A 16,781-nucleotide genomic window follows, 5' to 3' on the forward strand; every position below is an offset into this window, starting at 1 on the left:
ATGAAAGAAATTTTTGAGTGGGAAAGATTCCTGATGAACGAGCTGCCTTTCAAGTTTCTCTTGGAAGTGATTGTGCGTTCGACGATTATGTTTGTGTTTCTGCTCATTGCATTGCGCGTGACGGGAAAGCGGGGTGTAAGGCAACTTTCTGTATTCGAGACCGTGATCATCATTGCTTTGGGTTCGGCAGCCGGCGACCCGATGTTTTATGAAGATGTCGGTATTATTCCCGCGCTTGTAGTATTTACCACCATTATCATCCTTTACAGGTTTGTAACCTGGCTTACGGGAAAAAATGAGTGGTTTGAAAAACTCATTGAAGGAAAGACTGTCTGCCTGATCCATGAAGGCCGGTTTTCGATCAGCGCTTTTAAAAAAGAAACATTAGCGCAGGACGAATTTTTCTCCGAACTGCGGGTCAAAAGCATTGAACATTTAGGACAGGTTCGCAGTGCTTACCTGGAACCGTCGGGAGAAGTGAGCGTTTTCTTTTATCATGATGATGAAGTAAAATACGGCCTTCCGCTGCTGCCGGATCTTTATCAGTCAAAGAGTAAAAAAATCTTCAAGGATGGACTCTACGCCTGTGCTTTTTGTGGAAATGTTGAAAACTTGCCATCAGGCGCTGCCGTTTGCCCGGTTTGTAATAGGGACGAATGGGTGGTCGCAATCAAGACTTTGCGATTAAGCTGATTTTTAAAACCAGCCTTGAATGAGCCTGGCACGGGTATTTAGTAAAGACAACAAAAATTAAACGCATACTATTATGCATATGGTAGAATTGACCGACGACTTAATAAAATCTGCCGAGGAGCGATCTAAGGGCCAGGCTTATCCGTTTTTTGTAAAAAATCTGAAAGCCATCGGCGTCGACAATTACGAGATCAAGGTAGGAAACCACAAACGTACTTATATATCCGTTATTGGTGATAAACTGGTGATTCCCGGAGATATTCCCGAGTTTGAATGTGCCGAAACCTTTGAACTGGAGTCTGTAAAGACCGCAATCAAACGCAACCAGGAAGGCATAACTGACTACCCGACATTCCTGCGTGAGATAGGCGCTGCGGGCATACATACTTACGTGGCTGACCTTGCAGGTATGAAGGTGATTTATCAGGGGCCCAATTCAGAATACGAATACGAAGAAGTAATCCCGGAAGTTTAGATTTGCCTGATCCGCCTGCTCATTTCATGCAAATGATCGTCTGTGAAATCCAGGTGAGTGACGAAGCGCACAAGGTTTTTTCCAAAAGTCACGGCCAAAATGCCCTGTTGAGCCAATTTATTTACATAATCAACTTCTGATAAACCCTCAGCAAGCCTGATAATGACGATGTTGGTATCTACGGGGAAAATTTCTTCGATTTCTGGCAAATGTTCAAACATGTTGCCAATTGCCCTCGCCCGCGCGTGATCTTCTTTGAGCCTTTCCACGTGATGATCGAGTGCATAAATGCCTGCTGCCGCCAGAAAGCCAGCCTGACGCCAGCCGCCGCCCATTACTTTCCGGAAACGCCTCGCTTTTGTGATCACATTATGCGTTCCCAGAAGCAAAGATCCAACCGGACAGCCCAGCCCTTTTGAAAGACAAATGCTGATGCTATCGAATGCTTTCCCATATTCCAGCGGACTTTCGCCGGTTTCAACCAATGCATTGAAAAGCCGCGCGCCATCGAGATGCAGGGGAATGTTTTTATCATTGCAAACCTTCTTAATCGCATTTATTTCATTAAAATCATAATAACAGCCGCCCCCTTTGTTCATGGTATTTTCCAGCGAAACGAGGCGGGTTACCGTGGAATGAATGTCGTGTAGAGGACTGATTGCGCCCGCAACTTGCTCGGCTGTAAGCCTGCCGCGGTCGCCGTCGAGCAATTTCACGGACGACAAGGCATTGAGCATAATGCCGCCGCCTTCATATAAGTAAATGTGCGAATATTTGTCACAGATCACATCGCTGCCCGGCTGCGTATGCACGCGGATGGCCAGTTGATTGGTCATAGTGCCCGAAGGGCAGAAAAGCGCTTCCTCCATCCCGAACAATTTTGCTGCTTTTTCCTGCAATGCGTTTACCGTCGGATCGTCGCCTAACACATCATCACCCACTTCCGCTGCCCACATGGCTTGCTGCATTTCCTTCGTTGGCTTGGTGACTGTATCGCTGCGCAGGTCAATTTTCATATTCGAACTCGGATTTTTTAATGATATGCAAAAGTATGCGCATATTGCGAAAAAATCGGGATAATGGAATTTGAAGAATATTTAAGGCTTAAAAAAATCGATCAGGAAACTTTTAACCAGGTGGACCCGGGCCGCTATGCGGAGTGGAAAGAGCTGTTTGTCACCATGCATCCCGACAGTTTCACTGCCCAGAAAAAATTCCTGGTAAATGAAATCCGCAGGCGCTATCATTTGAAAGAAGATGTTTCGAAGCCGCAATAACCTATCCTTTCATTTCCTCCATCAGCTTCATTAATATCCCAACCGTCTTTTCGGTTTGTTCCTTGCTCGGCGTCGTATCCCAGTTTCCAACAATCCCATTGCTTCCAATGTAAATGCCGTCTTTGCGGGAAATGAAGTTTGCTCCTTTTGTATATAACTTGTAATTCACATCGCTTTGTGGGATCAGGCACGAAAGCTGGCCTGAAACCGGGGTCAATTCCTGATCATTGAAGACGGGCTTTGCGCCCAGTCCCATGCAGTTGACCACCACTTTTTCGGGTAATGCATCGATATCTTCCAGTTTTTTAATCTCCTGGATTTTAACTTTACCCCCAAACATGACGAAATCCTGTAACTGATGCCTTAAATAGCTGGGAATGTTGAACATTAGGTTCGTCCGTCTGGTGACGTGATCTGCATTGAAAGGATGTTCTTTCGCTTCCAGCCGCACGTGTTCGGGGATGAGGCCATGTATTTCAAAATCTTCCCCTCCGGCCCCGGGCGTGTACACGGGCGTTTCTTTGAAAACACCATATTCTTCCGCCCAGCAGGCAATGTCATTCAATCCCAGGAAAAATTGGAACCGACGGAATGAAAAGCGCGTAGCTTCCTCCCAAACCTGCTTAAACTCCGGCTTGGCCACTTTCACATCACAAACCCGCGAGGCCGGTGACCACGTCCCGGTTGCCAGGTTACTGGTAATGTTCGGCGGGACGTCCTTTGTATAAATGGTTACTTCACAGCCGCTTTCCTGCAACAGGCGCGCAGTGGCAATCCCAACCGTTCCGCAGCCGATCACCGCAACTTTTTTTTCATTGGTAGCCAGCACATTATTCCGTGCAATGTTGCCCGTTCCCCATGACAGCGACCAGCCGCTCCCGCCATGCCCGTAATTATGCACGATGGTTTTGTTGCCAAGCTGTTCTACATCCAGCCTCGGCCCCGACGCCCTGAATGGCCGTAATCCAACGGTTTCCTTCACAATACGGTCCATTGAGAGCCTCAATTTTGGGATCTGATGGTAACCGCGGCCTATATGAAAATGTTTGTCTGGGTATTGCAGCTGGGTTTTAGGTGCACAAGAGGAGGCAATGGTGCCTAATGCGAAACTTGCGGGAATTGCTTTTTCGAAAAAATTTCTGCGGTTCATGGAGGCTAGGCTGAAAGATGATGCAGCCGAAAATAATGAGGAACATGAATCTTTACAAACATTATATTGTCCAATTCAACATCATCAGAACATTATTATAGTTTTTCCGAATAAATGCAATTATAACGCATCATTATCATACACAGTGTTCTAGGAAGAACGCGGATTAAGAGCTTGAAAATTTTGAAGTGAATTGGATTTGGGTAACTTTCCGACATGAACATTCACACGATAGACACCGGATTCTTCAAGCTCGATGGCGGCGCCATGTTTGGCGTTGTTCCGAAATCGCTTTGGAACAGGCATAATCCGGCGGATGAAAACAATCTCTGCACCTGGGCCATGCGATGCCTGTTGATTGAAGACGGCGGGAAGCTAATTTTAATTGATACAGGACTCGGAAATAAGCAGGATCAAAAATTTTTCGGCCATTATGATCTGCACGGCGACGCCAGCCTGATTTCCTCAATTAGAAACTGTGGTTACGACGTCACAGACATTACGGATGTAATTTTGACGCACCTGCATTTCGATCATGTAGGCGGCGCTGTACAATTTAACAACGATAGGTCAAAACTGCTCCCTGCTTTCTCAAATGCTACATACTGGTCTAATGAAGCACATTGGGAATGGGCTGTTAATCCGAATCCGCGTGAAAAAGCATCGTTTTTGAAAGAGAACATTCTTCCTTTGAAAGAATCGGGGCAGCTGAAATATATTGAAAAAGGTAAATCGCCATTTTCGAACATTGATTTTATCCACGTGAACGGCCATACAGAGCAAATGATGCTTCCCGTGATTCATTACAAGGATCAAAAGATCATTTACGCTGCGGATTTGCTACCATCTTCATACCATATTCCTTTGGCCTGGATCATGAGTTACGACATGCGCCCGCTGGTCACAATGCAGGAAAAGCAGGAAGTTTTGCAAAATGCCGCTGCTGAAAAGCACATTATATTATTTGAACACGATCCGGTTTTTGAAGCTGCCATGGTAGAGCAAACAGAAAAAGGCGTTGCGATTCGCGAGCGCGGTGCATTGAGCTACTTTATCAGCTAAATGTTATGAAAATCGGTTTGGTTTTGTCAGGTGGCGGAGCACGCGGCATTGCGCACATTGGCGCGATAAAAGCATTGATGGAGCGAGGAATTAAGCCAGACATTATCAGCGGGACCAGCTCCGGCGCCTTCGTAGGTGCAATGCTCGCGCACGGTTACACGCCGGATGAGATCATTGAAATGATCCTTCAAACCAGCTTTTATCCTTATATCAGGTTTGGATTCGGGGCAAACGGGCTGTTGCATATGAATAAATTGGAAGCAGTGCTGCGCAAATATATTCCTGAAAACACATTTGAATCTCTAAAAACCCCACTCGTCGTTACAGCAACGGACATTGGGTCGGGAGAAGAAATACAATATCGCAACGGTGAACTGGCCATTCCCGTGCTCGCCTCTTGCTGCATTCCGGGATTATTCAGCCCTATCCATTTTCAGGGACGTGAGCTCGTAGATGGCGGTGTGCTTAATAACCTACCCGTAGAGCCAATTATGCAGGAAGCCGATTTCCTGATCGGTATACATTGCAATCCATTCACATTAGACAAGCCTATAAAAAGGACCACAGAACTCATCTACCGCAGTCTTATCCTGGCCATGCACAGCAAAACCAAGGAACGTTTCAAAAAATGCAACCTGCTCATCGAGCCCGCAGAACTAAGCCGGTTCAGCATTTTCGATTTTCGAAAGGCCGCGCAGTTGTTTGACGCGGGTTACAATTATACGAGGCGATTGTTGGAGGAGACGGATGTTGATTTTTAGCATCTCAACCTAGTAAATCCAAAGTTGAACTTTGGATTTACTAGGTTGAGATGCTATATTTGTGAATGATCCACCGGTATATAACACAGGAAATTCAGGAAAAACTGAGTCGCTCGCCAGCCGTCGCTATATTAGGTCCGCGACAGGTAGGGAAAACGACCTTAGCAAAGTTCATCGCTAAATCAAATTTGGCAAGCTTTACCTATCTTGATGCAGAGAATCCGCGGGATATGGCTAAGCTAGCTGATGCTTACACCTATCTGGACAGCTTAAGAGATTCCTGTGTGATTATTGATGAAGTTCAGCTTATGCCTGAGTTATTTTCACTGTTACGACCACTGATTGACGAAGACAGAAGTCCAGGCAGATTTATCTTACTGGGATCCGCCTCGCCTGCCTTGGTAAAAGGCGTTTCCGAGTCGCTCGCTGGCCGCATATCCTACACCGAATTGACCCCAGTGGGATTATCTGAACTTACTGAAACGAAGCAAAAAGAACATCATTGGTTTAGAGGAGGCTTTCCCGAAGCGCTTCTTGCAAATAGCGAAGCAACAGCGAAGGAATGGCTCGATGATTTCATCAGAAGCTATGTAGAAAGAGATTTAGCTTACCTTTTCGGTGTGGAACTTTCACCTGCAACGCTTCGAAACTTTTGGAGAATGCTCGCTCATTCCAATGGAAATGTATGGAATGCTGAGGTGTTTGCCCGATCATTGGGCATCACAGCACCGACCGTATTGCGATATACAGGTTTTCTGGAAGGCGGCTATATGATCAGGCGATTACAGCCCTGGTTTGTTAATGCCAAAAAACGTCTCGTTAAATCTCCCAAAGTATATATCCGAGATACTGGAATTTTACACCGGCTGCTTTTTATTGACAGTACGGAGGACTTGTACGGTCATCCGGGTATTGGTGGCTCATGGGAAGGATATGTGATCGAGCAAATTGCGCAGCGCATTTCCAAAGGATTAGAGCTATTTTACTATCGCACGCAGGCAGGCGCAGAATGCGACTTGGTGCTTGTGCGAGGCATAACTCCTATTGCTTGCATTGAAATCAAACTAACCAACGCGCCAATGGTTTCAAAAGGTTTTATTAGCTGCACAGAAGATTTGGAGCCAGCCTATAAATTTATCATAACGCCAAGCAGCGACACTTATACAACAGCACATTCCGTTACAGTTATCAGCTTATACAATTTTTTGGAAACAGATCTTAACAAAATATGATCTAAAAATTGTGATCTAATTGTTTCGTCTCAATCCCCAACCTTCTTCACAACCCACTCCCCGACCTGAACGCCCTGCTTCTGCCCATTCTCGATGGCGTCCATGAAATGGATTCCGCCGTAAAACCGCGACATGCCTGATTCTTCGGCGGCGGCCATGAATGAAGCAAACTTTCTGGCTTTGAGGCCGAAACGTTCTTCTACGGTGTCGGTATACTCAAATTTGTCCCCGAAATAATGGGTCAGGATTACGGCGGATGCGGATGATATCACGGAATGTCCGCTCAGATATTCGGGAAACGGAGGCGTTTGTAGAAACGGCATCCAGGTTGGGTCGATGTATTTACGGATGGCTGTTTCAGGGCGGATGCGGTTGCTGCGGAATTTTTCTTCCCAGCAGGTCATAAAGCCGTCCATTAACCCAACGGCCACAGCAGCATTGATCAGCATTGTTTTCGAAAAATCTGTTTTGCCTTGCTTGCAGGCAATGTTCGTAATCCCCATCCAATGCGCACCGGGAGAAATCTTTTTCATCCCTACGAGCAAATGTCCCTTGTTCTCTAATGCAAACGGGTTACAATCCCAAAAAGCCGCCATAACCCGGTGCTGAGGCTCTTTTTTGTCGTCATAATTAAGCTTCATCAGTTTAAAGAATGCAGAATTTTTGTCCTCTGAAAAGGCCACAGGCGGCTCGGGACGGAACTGCGCAGCCGAATCCAGCGTAAACGGACGAACAGTTTTGAAATAAGGTTCTACTGGCGGAAAATAGCCCGGCGGCGTCGGATACCAGGTTCCGGGCGTTTTTTCAGGCTCGTAACGCGGAAAATTGCTGATGAGGTTATACTTATCCGCTTTGGCATATTTCAGGATCTGCTTACTGATCGCCACTGCATATTCCTGCGAGCCGGCGATGATTTCCTCACTAGCGCCTTCCTTTCGGCACGAATCGAGCAATCTGTTCTGGTAAGTCTGCAACAGCGCTCCGGAAGGTTGCATCTTTTTGGCTGTTTCCAGCATGGCAAGCACAGCGCTGAGTTGATAGGAGAATGTCCCAACCTCCGGCTTCGTCATTTGCGGATAATCATTCAAAACGCCGTGCATGCTCTTGTAAGCTGTGTCATTTTGCGAAATCACCTCATATCCAGCCAGACAGGCATAGGCAAAAAATCTTGCACTCAATGGCGGATTGGTCACGTCATGGATCATAACATCCGTCATTTGCAATGTTACATGACCGATCGCATCCGGACTAATGTTTACCGGAGAATCATTCTTACAGCTCGCTAAAAGGCAAATAACTGCGATGAACAGCCAGCCTTTATTTAGATTTACCAATTTGATATGCTTTAATTTCCTGTTGATTTATCCCAAACAAAAGCTTGTCCCCAACTGGCAACACGCTCCTTACATCTCCTTTCAAACTGAAACCGGAGCGATCCTGCTTGATGTAAGCAAACTCACCTTTGCCGTTTCCTTTTAGCAGAACGCCAAAATTTGCGTCGTACTTCCCAAACCGCAGCCGCGCCTTGCTCACATTGCCGCAAAGCAGCAAATCCTTACTGCCGTCCTTATCAAAATCAACCGCCGTAATGGTGTAAACCGGGGATATTTGGGCTTGAAATGGAAGCGGCTTTTCCGCAAACTTACCATTGGCGCCTTGTTCGAAATAGGCTGTTTTTAAAAAATTTGCTTTCAATTCTTTCGCTCCTGCGAGTTCATCGGCGGTAAAAATCTCTTTTACCGTCGCGTCTGCATAAGTTTTGTAATCCTGAAAACGGGTCCGCATAATGCTCATCTGGTCCAGCATTTCATCTCGTGTCACATAAGGATAGCTTTTGCCCTGAATGTAAAAGCTCATGATCGGATCAACGGAGCCGTTGTCGTCAAAGTCTTTGTAAAGCATTTCAACAGGCTCCGCGTCGCTGGCTTTGCATTGACTATTCAGTCCCAGGTTACCAATCACCAGGTCGTCCTTACCATCGCCGTTCAGGTCGGTTAACAGTATTTTGTTCCACCAGCCGCTGTATTGTTTGTCAAAATAAGTGCTGGTTTTGTTTTCCAATTTGCCATTAACATTCATATAAACCGTGATCGGCATCCATTCGCCTACGACGATCAGATCCGGCTTTTTGTCTCCGTTCAAATCCGTCCAGGCAGCGTCCGTTACCAGCCCAATGTTCGCCAGTTCAGCAGAAAGGCTTGCTGTTTGATCTGAGAATTTGCCCCTGCCGTCATTGATTAGGATGTAGCTCCTTGGCGTTTCGGGATAGCGTCCCGGGATTACCCGGCCGCCTACAAACAGGTCGGGCTTGTTGTCTCCGTTGACGTCCGCAACCCGCGCGCAGCTCGTGCTGGTGATCATTTTGGGCAATGCGCCTGCACTTTTGGTAAAGTTGCCTTTGCCATCATTTAAATATAAACGGCTTTGCAACAATGGATCTTCGGGCATGAATGTGGCATAACCGCCGCTGCCGACAAACAAATCCTGGAAGCCGTCACCATTGGCGTCGAAAAAGACTGCATCCGTGTCGTCACTTTGCTTATCCGCTTCGAAAGCATGCACCGATTTACTGGTAAAAGAACCGCCCTTTTGCTGCAAATAAAGCTTTCCTGCCTCTCCTGAACCGCCTCCTGCGTAAATGTCTCCCAAACCATCTCCATTCACATCGCCTTTAACAAGACACGGACCGGAAAAGGAAATCGGATTAATGAGCAGTGGCTGCCGTTTGAAATCATTCGTAGTGCTCGCTTTTCCAGAATAAGCTATTGGCGATGGCACGGCATTATAAAGTGGGCTAGCAGTTTGAACATTAGTTTTAGCCATTGTCGCATTTTTTTCTGCCAATGTCAAAATCGCATTTACTTTGGGATTGATGACGCTTTGCCGCTTTCCGCTAAGCCATACAACTTGCAACGAATCAATGTTTTCTTTGCCTAAACCGAAATGCAAAACAGGCGAAACGCTTGACTGGTAACCACGCGTGGGCATTTGTTCGAGATATTGTTTTTGCCCTTTGTTGTAAATGGTAACCTTCGCTCCTATGCCGAATTTATTGGCACCTTCGCCTTCCAATTTTAGTTTTAAGTAATTGTTTTTCAACAATTTATCGCCATCATTTTGATAAATGAATGCAGGCTTATTAATGTTGTTCACAATCAGATCCAGGTCACCATCATTGTCCAGATCCGAATAGGCCGCGCCTCCGCTGTTTGAAATTTCTCCCAGTCCCCAGTTATCCGCAACATTGGTAAAAGTAAGGTCCTTTTTATTTTGAAAAAGATAATTTTTCATGTTGGACGATGGCATTTGATACACCATATTGAGCACATCTTCTCGCTTCACCTGCCCCTCTATGCGTTTCAAATGATCTCCCATAAATTTCACAAAGTCCATATTTGTAAAATCGCGGAGGTTACCGTTGGTGATGAAAAGGTCCTTCCAGCCATCATTATCGTAGTCTGCAAACAATGACGCCCAGCTCCAGTCGGTGTTGGAAACGCCGGACAACTGCCCTACTTCCGAGAAAACAGGCAATTTGCTTTTGCCGCCCTGCCCCTGGTTCAGTTGCAGCATATTCCGCATATACTGGTGGTTAAAGCCCATTTTAACATTGAAATCAAAAAGCTCGTAGTTGTCCAGACCGGCGAGTAATTTTTGTCGGCGGTTGTCCTCTGGCAACATATCCAACGTAAAAATGTCGGGCAGACCATCATTATTGAAGTCGGCAATGTCGTTACCCATGGATGAATGGGACGTGTGGCCGATCGATGTTTTAAGCGCGTCGGTGAATGTGCCGTTTTTGTTATTGATATATAAAAAATCGGGAACAGAATAGTCGTTTGAAATATACATATCCTGCCAGCCGTCCTGGTTTACATCGGCAATGCCTATGCCCAAACCGTAAGTGAGCGGCGAACTTTGGATGCCTGCCTTTTGGGTAATGTCTGTGAAATAAGGCGTGCCATCGGCTTTGGGATCATTTCTAAAAAATCGCACGCCTGTAATTGGATCATCCTTTTTTAGCAAATCTGCTGTGCTGGCCTCATCCAGGATCGGGAGTGATTTGGGATTATGATTTAACAAGAACATATCCATATCACCGTCTTTGTCAAAATCAAAGAATGCGGCTTGTGTGCTGTTACTAGGCGCACCCAGACCGTATTTCTCGGCCGATTCTTCAAACTGCGGAATGCCGTTTGCACCATTGCCTTTATTAATAAAAAGCTGTCCTTTAAGACTTTCCGGCGAAACATTTCCGGAATAACAAACGTAAATGTCGAGCTTGCCATCACCATTTACGTCTGCCATAGTAACGCCCGTTTTCCAGGGCCTTTCCCGGCCGCCCACACCTGCGGTTGCTGTAATGTCCTCAAAAACCATCTGGCCTTTGTTGAGATACAGCTTATTAGGCACCATATTTCCAGTGAAATAAACATCGTCGAGCCCGTCCCCATTGAGGTCACCTGCTGCCACACCGCCGCCATTGTAAAAGTATTCGTACATCAACACATTGGTATTCAAGCCTTCCGTTAATGTGTTCGAGAAGTCAATTTTGGTTTTTTCGGCGGGCAAGAGTGTGAACAAAGGCGTCTGGCTTTTTCCGTCTTTGGATTGTTCAGAATCGGCAGATTTGTTGCATCCTGCAAAACCGAGACTGATTGCCAGCACGATAATTCCTGGGATCCAGGATTTTATTCGCTTCATAATAGGGCCACGAAGGTTGAACTGTATAGAAAAAAGAAACTATGCCTTCATAACGAAGACATAGTTTCACAAATTTACTAATAAAGCGAGGACTAACTATTTATCATAACCCGGATTCTGGGCCAGTTTAGAATTTCTGTTGATCTCATCGCGGCTGAACGGACGGAAATACATTTTGTCAGCCCAGGTGCGGTTTTCGTGTGATTTCTCCACGATCGGCGTGTAGGTGTAAGTATAAATGTCCGTATCGTAATGATATGGCTCTTTCATTGACTTACCAGCCTTGAACTTGCCTAACACGTTAATGTATTCCAATGGGCGACCCAGTGTTTCCTTAGCGATCATCCAGCGGCGAGCATCATGGTAGCGCTGCTCTTCGTAAGCCATTTCGATCCTTCTTTCGTGGCGATAGGCTTCTTTAAGCGCTGCTCCGGTCACTTTCAATGCTGGCATACCGGCACGGAAACGGATCCTGTTCAGCCATAACAATGCTTCCGCATCCTGGCCTAACTCGATGCTTGCTTCAATGTAGTTGAAAACAACCTCAGTGGTGCGGAGGAATGGCCATGGTATGTTCTGACGGTCGGTGTTGTCATACAATGCAGGGTTTGGATCAATAAACTTGCGCATGTAGTAACCTGTCCGGCTTCCGTTCCAGTCTTCGATCGAGCTGCTGCGTGTATCCAATCCTTTGCGGTTGATCAATGCTCCTTTGTCATCCAGAAGGTCATATGCTCCGGTTTGAATCTGGTTAGCAGGATCTTTCGCATCCGATGGACGTGGTTTCCAGTCTGCGCCGTCATACATGACTGTCGCATACAAACGAGGATCACGGTTTTTGTAAGGAGCGGCTGCATTGGCAGGGTTTGTCCATTTAAACGGCGTTCCATCCATCAATTCGTAATCGTCCACCAATGTCCCGATCGGCGTGTTTCCGGCCCAGTTGTGGTAACCGTTCGGACCGTTGTTCAAACCTGTCTGCCGCGCACCTTCGGCCAAACTCGGCGTGAAGTAACGTCCAAAAAGGATTTCACTAGCCGCAGAAGGATCCAGCGTTTTGTCGGCACTTGCACCCGCCATAGCAATGGAAATGTAGTTCAACCGTCCTTCGTTTGCCGTAGCCGGTGCCGTCAGGTTCAATTTGTAAGCACCATTACCACCATCGATCACCACTTTGGCGGCAGCTTGCGCGGCTGTCCAGCGTGCTTTGCGGTCCCCGGAAACATATCCCAAAAACTCGGGATTCGGGTAAGCTGCCAAAACCGTAGATTTTGCTTTCATGGTTGGCACATCATGCAGATCACTCGCAGCATAAAGCAACACTCTGGATTTAAGCGCCTGTGCAGCCACTTTTGACGCGCGGCCTTTTACCAATGTCTTGCCGTCGAGCAGCATAGCAGCGCTATCCAGGTCACTCACGATCAACTGGACACATTCGTCCCAGGTGTTGCGGGGAACGGTGTAATCTTCGTTCAGCGCATACACTTTCTTGATAATGGGCACAGCACCGTAATAGCGAACCAATTGCTGATAGTAATACGCTCTCAGGAAGTAAGCTTCTCCTTTCAGACGCGCTTTAAGCGTTTCGTCTGTGAAAGTTGCTGTCGCGAGTTGCTGAATCGCCAGGTTGGAAGCGCGGATGTAGGTGTACATTTGTCCCCAGCCGTAGGTTGCGTCCACCCAACCCAGGTTAGAAGGACTTAAACTTCCTTCGTTCACCGTGTTAATGTTACGTCCCGTGTGGGTAAACACAGCTTCATCGGTGAGTGAAGCAAGCATTTGCTCACTAAATCCTCCCTGTTGCAGCCCTGCATATATCCCTGTAACAAAGCCTTCTGCCAATGGTCCCTCTTTCCAGGCTTCTTCACTTGGAATTTCGGTCGGTGGCGTAACATCCAGGAAATCAGTGTCGCAGGACGATAATCCAGCCGCGGTCAGCAGCGCAATTAAGATTATACTTTTATATTTCAATTTCATATTTGTTTCTTTAAAATGCTACACGTATACCGGCGTTGATAATTCTTGCCTGTGGATAGTATTGACCACTGGTGTTAGTAGATTCCGGATCCCAAACCTTGATTTTATCGAAAGTGAAAAGGTTCAGTCCATTCACGTAGACACGGAATTTGCTCAAACCGATTTTCGAACCCAGCTCAGATGGCAGGTTATAACCCAGCTCAATGTTCTTCACACGCAGGTAATTATTGCTTTTCAGGAAGTAGTCGTTGATACCGGCTTGTCCTGTGTTGGTATAATACCTGTTGTTACGGTTAGTCAAACGAGGATATTCGCTGGTTGGGTTATCAATGGTCCAACGGTGATCGAAGTCATATTTCAAATAGTTACCAATGTCACCCGATTCGGTAAGACCTACGATTTGAAGCCCGCCTAATGTTCCCTGGAACAATACAGAAAGGTCAAATGCTTTGTATCCGAGGTTGATAGAAGCACCACCTGTGAAATATGGACGCTGCACTTTTTCAGTACGCATACGGTCATCCGCGCTGATCTTTCCATCGCCATTGATGTCTTTGAACTTCATATCACCCGGTCTCAGGTTACCTGTAATGGGTGAGTAATCCAGTTTGTTGGCATCAATTTCGCCCTGGTCTTTAAATGCTCCGTCGAATTGGTAAACGAGGAATGAGTTGTAAGGCATTCCAGTTGAACGCTGATACGAAGGTGCGCCCGGCGTTTCATCCCAGTATTTGATCTGGTTTTTGGCATAACCTCCATTCACACTCACGGAGTAATTGAAATCGCTCGCATTGCCATCATAGCTCAATTTAAACTCCCATCCTTTGTTTTGAAGTTTACCCAGGTTTTGAGGAGGAAGTTTTCCATCGATACCGGCAGAAGAAGGCGTTGAACCTGCTTTTGGGATCAGGATATTGGAACGGTTGTTGACAAAATAATCAAACTCAAATGCAAGTTTGTCATTCAGCAATGTTCCTTCTATACCGAAGTTGGAGTTGTTAGCGACCTCCCAGGTGAAGTTTTTGTTGGCAACGCGTGCTTCAAGCAAAGTTTTGGCAACCTGATCGTTAATAATGTAGCTGCCAAAGCCCATTGTTGACAGATACTGATATTCCGCAAGGGTTTCAGTTCCCAGGAAATAAGGCTCAGCACCCATTTGACCCCATGAACCGCGAAGCTTCACATTGTCCACAAATCGCGAAACACTGTTTTTCCAAAAAGCTTCTTCGGAGATACGCCATCCGGCCGAAACCCCCGGGAAGAAACCAAAACGGCCTTCTTTTGGAAACACATACGATCCATCTACGCGCCACAGGAATTCAGCAAGATACTTTTCTTTAAAGTTGTAACCAGCCCGACCAAAATAACTCAAACGAGCTCTGCTAAACAGATCCGTATTGTTGTTAGTTACACCGTTCACAGTAACAGAACCCGAGTTTCCAATGTTCTGCTCAGGCGTTCCACCTGCAAATAACTGATCCACAACCGGCGAAATGTAGTAACGACGGAATGCAAAGAAACCATCACCATCCACTTTTTCACGTTGTACACCCGCCATTACATTGAAGTTATGCGAACCAATTGATTTTTCGTAGGAAATCTGACCAGTTAACTGGATAGACAATTCCTGATAAGAAGCCTCAGTCAGACGTGGGTCTTTGAATGTCGAACGAACTGTTCCCGTCAAAACCGGCGTTGTGCCATCCGGTTCGTAGGTTTTCTTATCCCAGAAATACAATGTCCAGGGTGTTTCGAAGTTTTTCTGACGGCGGATTTGCTTATCCAATGCTGCCATGGTATTGATCTTCAGTCCCGGAACGCCAGGAATCAGGATTTCAAGACCTCCGTTCGTTTGGATGTAATCTCTTCTGTCACGCTCGTAACCTGTTGTGTTGGTTGTGATAACCGCAGGATTTTGACCATTTTCAATGTCAGGACCTGCTTTTCCGTTTGGCCAGATTGCGATTTCAGTTGGCTTACCGCGCATCAGCATCCGGAAGATCGGACCTGCATCGTTTCCACCACTTGGGTAGTTACGATCTTCTTCACGCAAGGTAAGGCCCAGGTTTGCAGAAATGTATTTGTTGATTTTCGTATCTAAATTGATACGCATATCATATTGCTTGTAAGCAGTCGCCGTGTTCTTGTAGTAACCTTCCTGGTTGATATAACCCAAAGAAGCCAGATATCTGATGTTATCGCTTCCACCTGTTAATTGCAGATTGTGACGTTGCTGCGGTGCCCATTTGCGGATTACCGAACCATACCAGTCTGTATTTGGGTGCAAAAGCGGATCACTGCCATCAGCGAATTTCTTCATGTCATCCTGCGTAAAAACAGCATTGATCACGTTTCCGTTATCTTGTCTTTTATAAGAACCTGCTGTATTAAAGGCCGTTAATGCATTGCCCCACTCTCCAACCGGAAGGTTATCATAAATTTGCAATTCATTCCGGATCGTTGCATACTCCTGTGCGTTGGACATTTCAGGAGTTCTCGTTGGTTGAGACGCACCGAAATTCATGTCGTAGGATAACTGTGGCTTGCCTGTTTTTCCACGCTTGGTTGTAATCAAAATTACACCGTTACCCGCACGTGAACCATAAATTGCTGCTGCAGCATCTTTCAAAACAGAAATACTTTCGATATCGGCCGGGTTGATACGGTCCAAACCACCACTACGGTTGGGGACACCGTCCACAACGATCAGAGCATTGCTGTTTCCGAGTGAGTTCGTTCCGCGGATACGGATGGCAGAACCATCATTTCCTGGTTCACCACTCGCCTGAACTGCTGAAATACCAGGCAGACGACCGCCCAGCGTGTTGGATAAGTTAGCAGCAGGCGCTTTTTCAAGTTCCGCTCCTTTTACGGCTGTAACAGAACCGGTTAATGTTGCTTTTTTGGCAGTTCCATAACCCACTACGACCACCTCGGTCAGTGCCTTGGTGTCGGAAATAAGTTTGATGTCGATGTTCGCCTTATTGCCCACAGGGATTTCCTGGGTGAGGTAACCGATAAATGAAAAGACCAGTGTGCCTTGCTTGTCGGCAGCGACGGAGTAAACACCCTCATTGTCGGTTACAGTGCCGGCGGTGGTTCCTTTCACCACGACACTTACACCTGGTAAGGCCACTCCTTGATCATCTTTAACTGTTCCTTTAACCACATTCTGAGCAAATGCTCCCATGATTGTGATCAGAACCAGGAAAAGAGAAGAAACACAACGTGATGTAGCACGAAATGTCCATCCAGTAGAAATTCTCATAGATTGAAATTTGGATTTAATGGTACGATAAAAAAAGTTGCTTAACCGTATAAGCACGGAACGTAGAGTCAACCATCGGTTTCCGTCGGGAAAACCAGTCAATAGAGAAGTAAAATTCAGATCGGAAAGTATTTACATAGGTTCGCTTTAAATTTTTGGTGAGTTAGGGTGATCATTTGTTA

The 16,781-nt window shown here is 46.2% G+C and carries 12 protein-coding genes; 6 read left to right on the forward strand and 6 right to left on the reverse strand.

Going from position 1 to position 16,781, the window contains the following annotated elements:
• Complete coding sequence (locus NFI81_RS14660) at nucleotides 1–693, forward strand: DUF421 domain-containing protein (protein WP_234611709.1); 693 nt, start codon at nucleotides 1–3, stop codon at nucleotides 691–693.
• 79 nt (nucleotides 694–772) lie between these two features.
• Nucleotides 773–1,168, forward strand: a complete 396-nt coding sequence (locus tag NFI81_RS14665; RefSeq protein ID WP_252176009.1) for a DUF1398 family protein — start codon at nucleotides 773–775, stop codon at nucleotides 1,166–1,168.
• Here the strand turns inward: NFI81_RS14665 and NFI81_RS14670 are convergent.
• Nucleotides 1,165–2,184, reverse strand: a complete 1,020-nt coding sequence (locus NFI81_RS14670) for a threonine aldolase family protein (RefSeq protein ID WP_234611707.1) — start codon at nucleotides 2,182–2,184, stop codon at nucleotides 1,165–1,167. The two genes, NFI81_RS14665 and NFI81_RS14670, sit on opposite strands and share 4 nt — an antisense overlap.
• Nucleotides 2,185–2,247: 63 nt before the next feature.
• On the opposite strand from NFI81_RS14670, the gene NFI81_RS14675 reads away from it, so the two are divergent.
• A complete protein-coding gene (locus tag NFI81_RS14675; protein ID WP_234611706.1) occupies nucleotides 2,248–2,445 on the forward strand; it encodes a hypothetical protein in 198 nt (65 codons plus the stop codon).
• 1 nt (nucleotide 2,446) lies between these two features.
• Here the strand turns inward: NFI81_RS14675 and NFI81_RS14680 are convergent, their stop codons facing one another.
• Nucleotides 2,447–3,595 (reverse strand): FAD-dependent oxidoreductase, encoded by a 1,149-nt coding sequence (locus NFI81_RS14680; protein WP_234611705.1) that lies wholly within the window; start codon nucleotides 3,593–3,595, stop codon nucleotides 2,447–2,449.
• A gap of 216 nt (nucleotides 3,596–3,811) precedes the next feature.
• Here NFI81_RS14680 and NFI81_RS14685 point away from each other — a divergent pair, with 216 nt between their 5' ends.
• The 3 genes from NFI81_RS14685 (at nucleotide 3,812) to NFI81_RS14695 (ending at nucleotide 6,650) form a co-directional block, all read left to right on the forward strand.
• Nucleotides 3,812–4,657, forward strand: a complete 846-nt coding sequence (locus NFI81_RS14685) for an MBL fold metallo-hydrolase (RefSeq protein WP_234611704.1) — start codon at nucleotides 3,812–3,814, stop codon at nucleotides 4,655–4,657.
• A gap of 5 nt (nucleotides 4,658–4,662) precedes the next feature.
• Nucleotides 4,663–5,418: a patatin-like phospholipase family protein gene (locus tag NFI81_RS14690; protein WP_234611703.1), complete on the forward strand. Its 756-nt coding sequence runs from the start codon at nucleotides 4,663–4,665 to the stop codon at nucleotides 5,416–5,418.
• A 65-nt stretch (nucleotides 5,419–5,483) separates the two neighbouring features.
• The gene (locus NFI81_RS14695; protein ID WP_234611702.1) at nucleotides 5,484–6,650 is read left to right on the forward strand and encodes an ATP-binding protein; all 1,167 of its coding nucleotides are present in this window, start codon (nucleotides 5,484–5,486) and stop codon (nucleotides 6,648–6,650) included.
• 29 nt (nucleotides 6,651–6,679) lie between these two features.
• Here the strand turns inward: NFI81_RS14695 and NFI81_RS14700 are convergent, their stop codons facing one another.
• The 4 genes from NFI81_RS14700 to NFI81_RS14715 form a co-directional block, all read right to left on the reverse strand.
• Entirely contained in the window at nucleotides 6,680–7,984 is a 1,305-nt protein-coding gene (locus NFI81_RS14700) for a vanadium-dependent haloperoxidase (RefSeq protein ID WP_234611701.1), read from the reverse strand.
• Entirely contained in the window at nucleotides 7,968–11,354 is a 3,387-nt protein-coding gene (locus tag NFI81_RS14705; protein WP_234611700.1) for a VCBS repeat-containing protein, read from the reverse strand. Before NFI81_RS14705 ends, NFI81_RS14700 begins: the two co-directional genes overlap by 17 nt.
• A 96-nt stretch (nucleotides 11,355–11,450) precedes the next feature.
• Nucleotides 11,451–13,331, reverse strand: a complete 1,881-nt coding sequence (locus NFI81_RS14710) for a RagB/SusD family nutrient uptake outer membrane protein (protein ID WP_234611699.1) — start codon at nucleotides 13,329–13,331, stop codon at nucleotides 11,451–11,453.
• Between the two features lie 10 nt (nucleotides 13,332–13,341).
• The gene (locus NFI81_RS14715) at nucleotides 13,342–16,521 is read right to left on the reverse strand and encodes a SusC/RagA family TonB-linked outer membrane protein (RefSeq protein WP_374759370.1); all 3,180 of its coding nucleotides are present in this window, start codon (nucleotides 16,519–16,521) and stop codon (nucleotides 13,342–13,344) included.
• Nucleotides 16,522–16,781: the final 260 nt, after the last annotated feature.

It is taken from the genome of Dyadobacter fanqingshengii (genome assembly GCF_023822005.2).
Taxonomy (GTDB): domain Bacteria; phylum Bacteroidota; class Bacteroidia; order Cytophagales; family Spirosomataceae; genus Dyadobacter; species Dyadobacter fanqingshengii.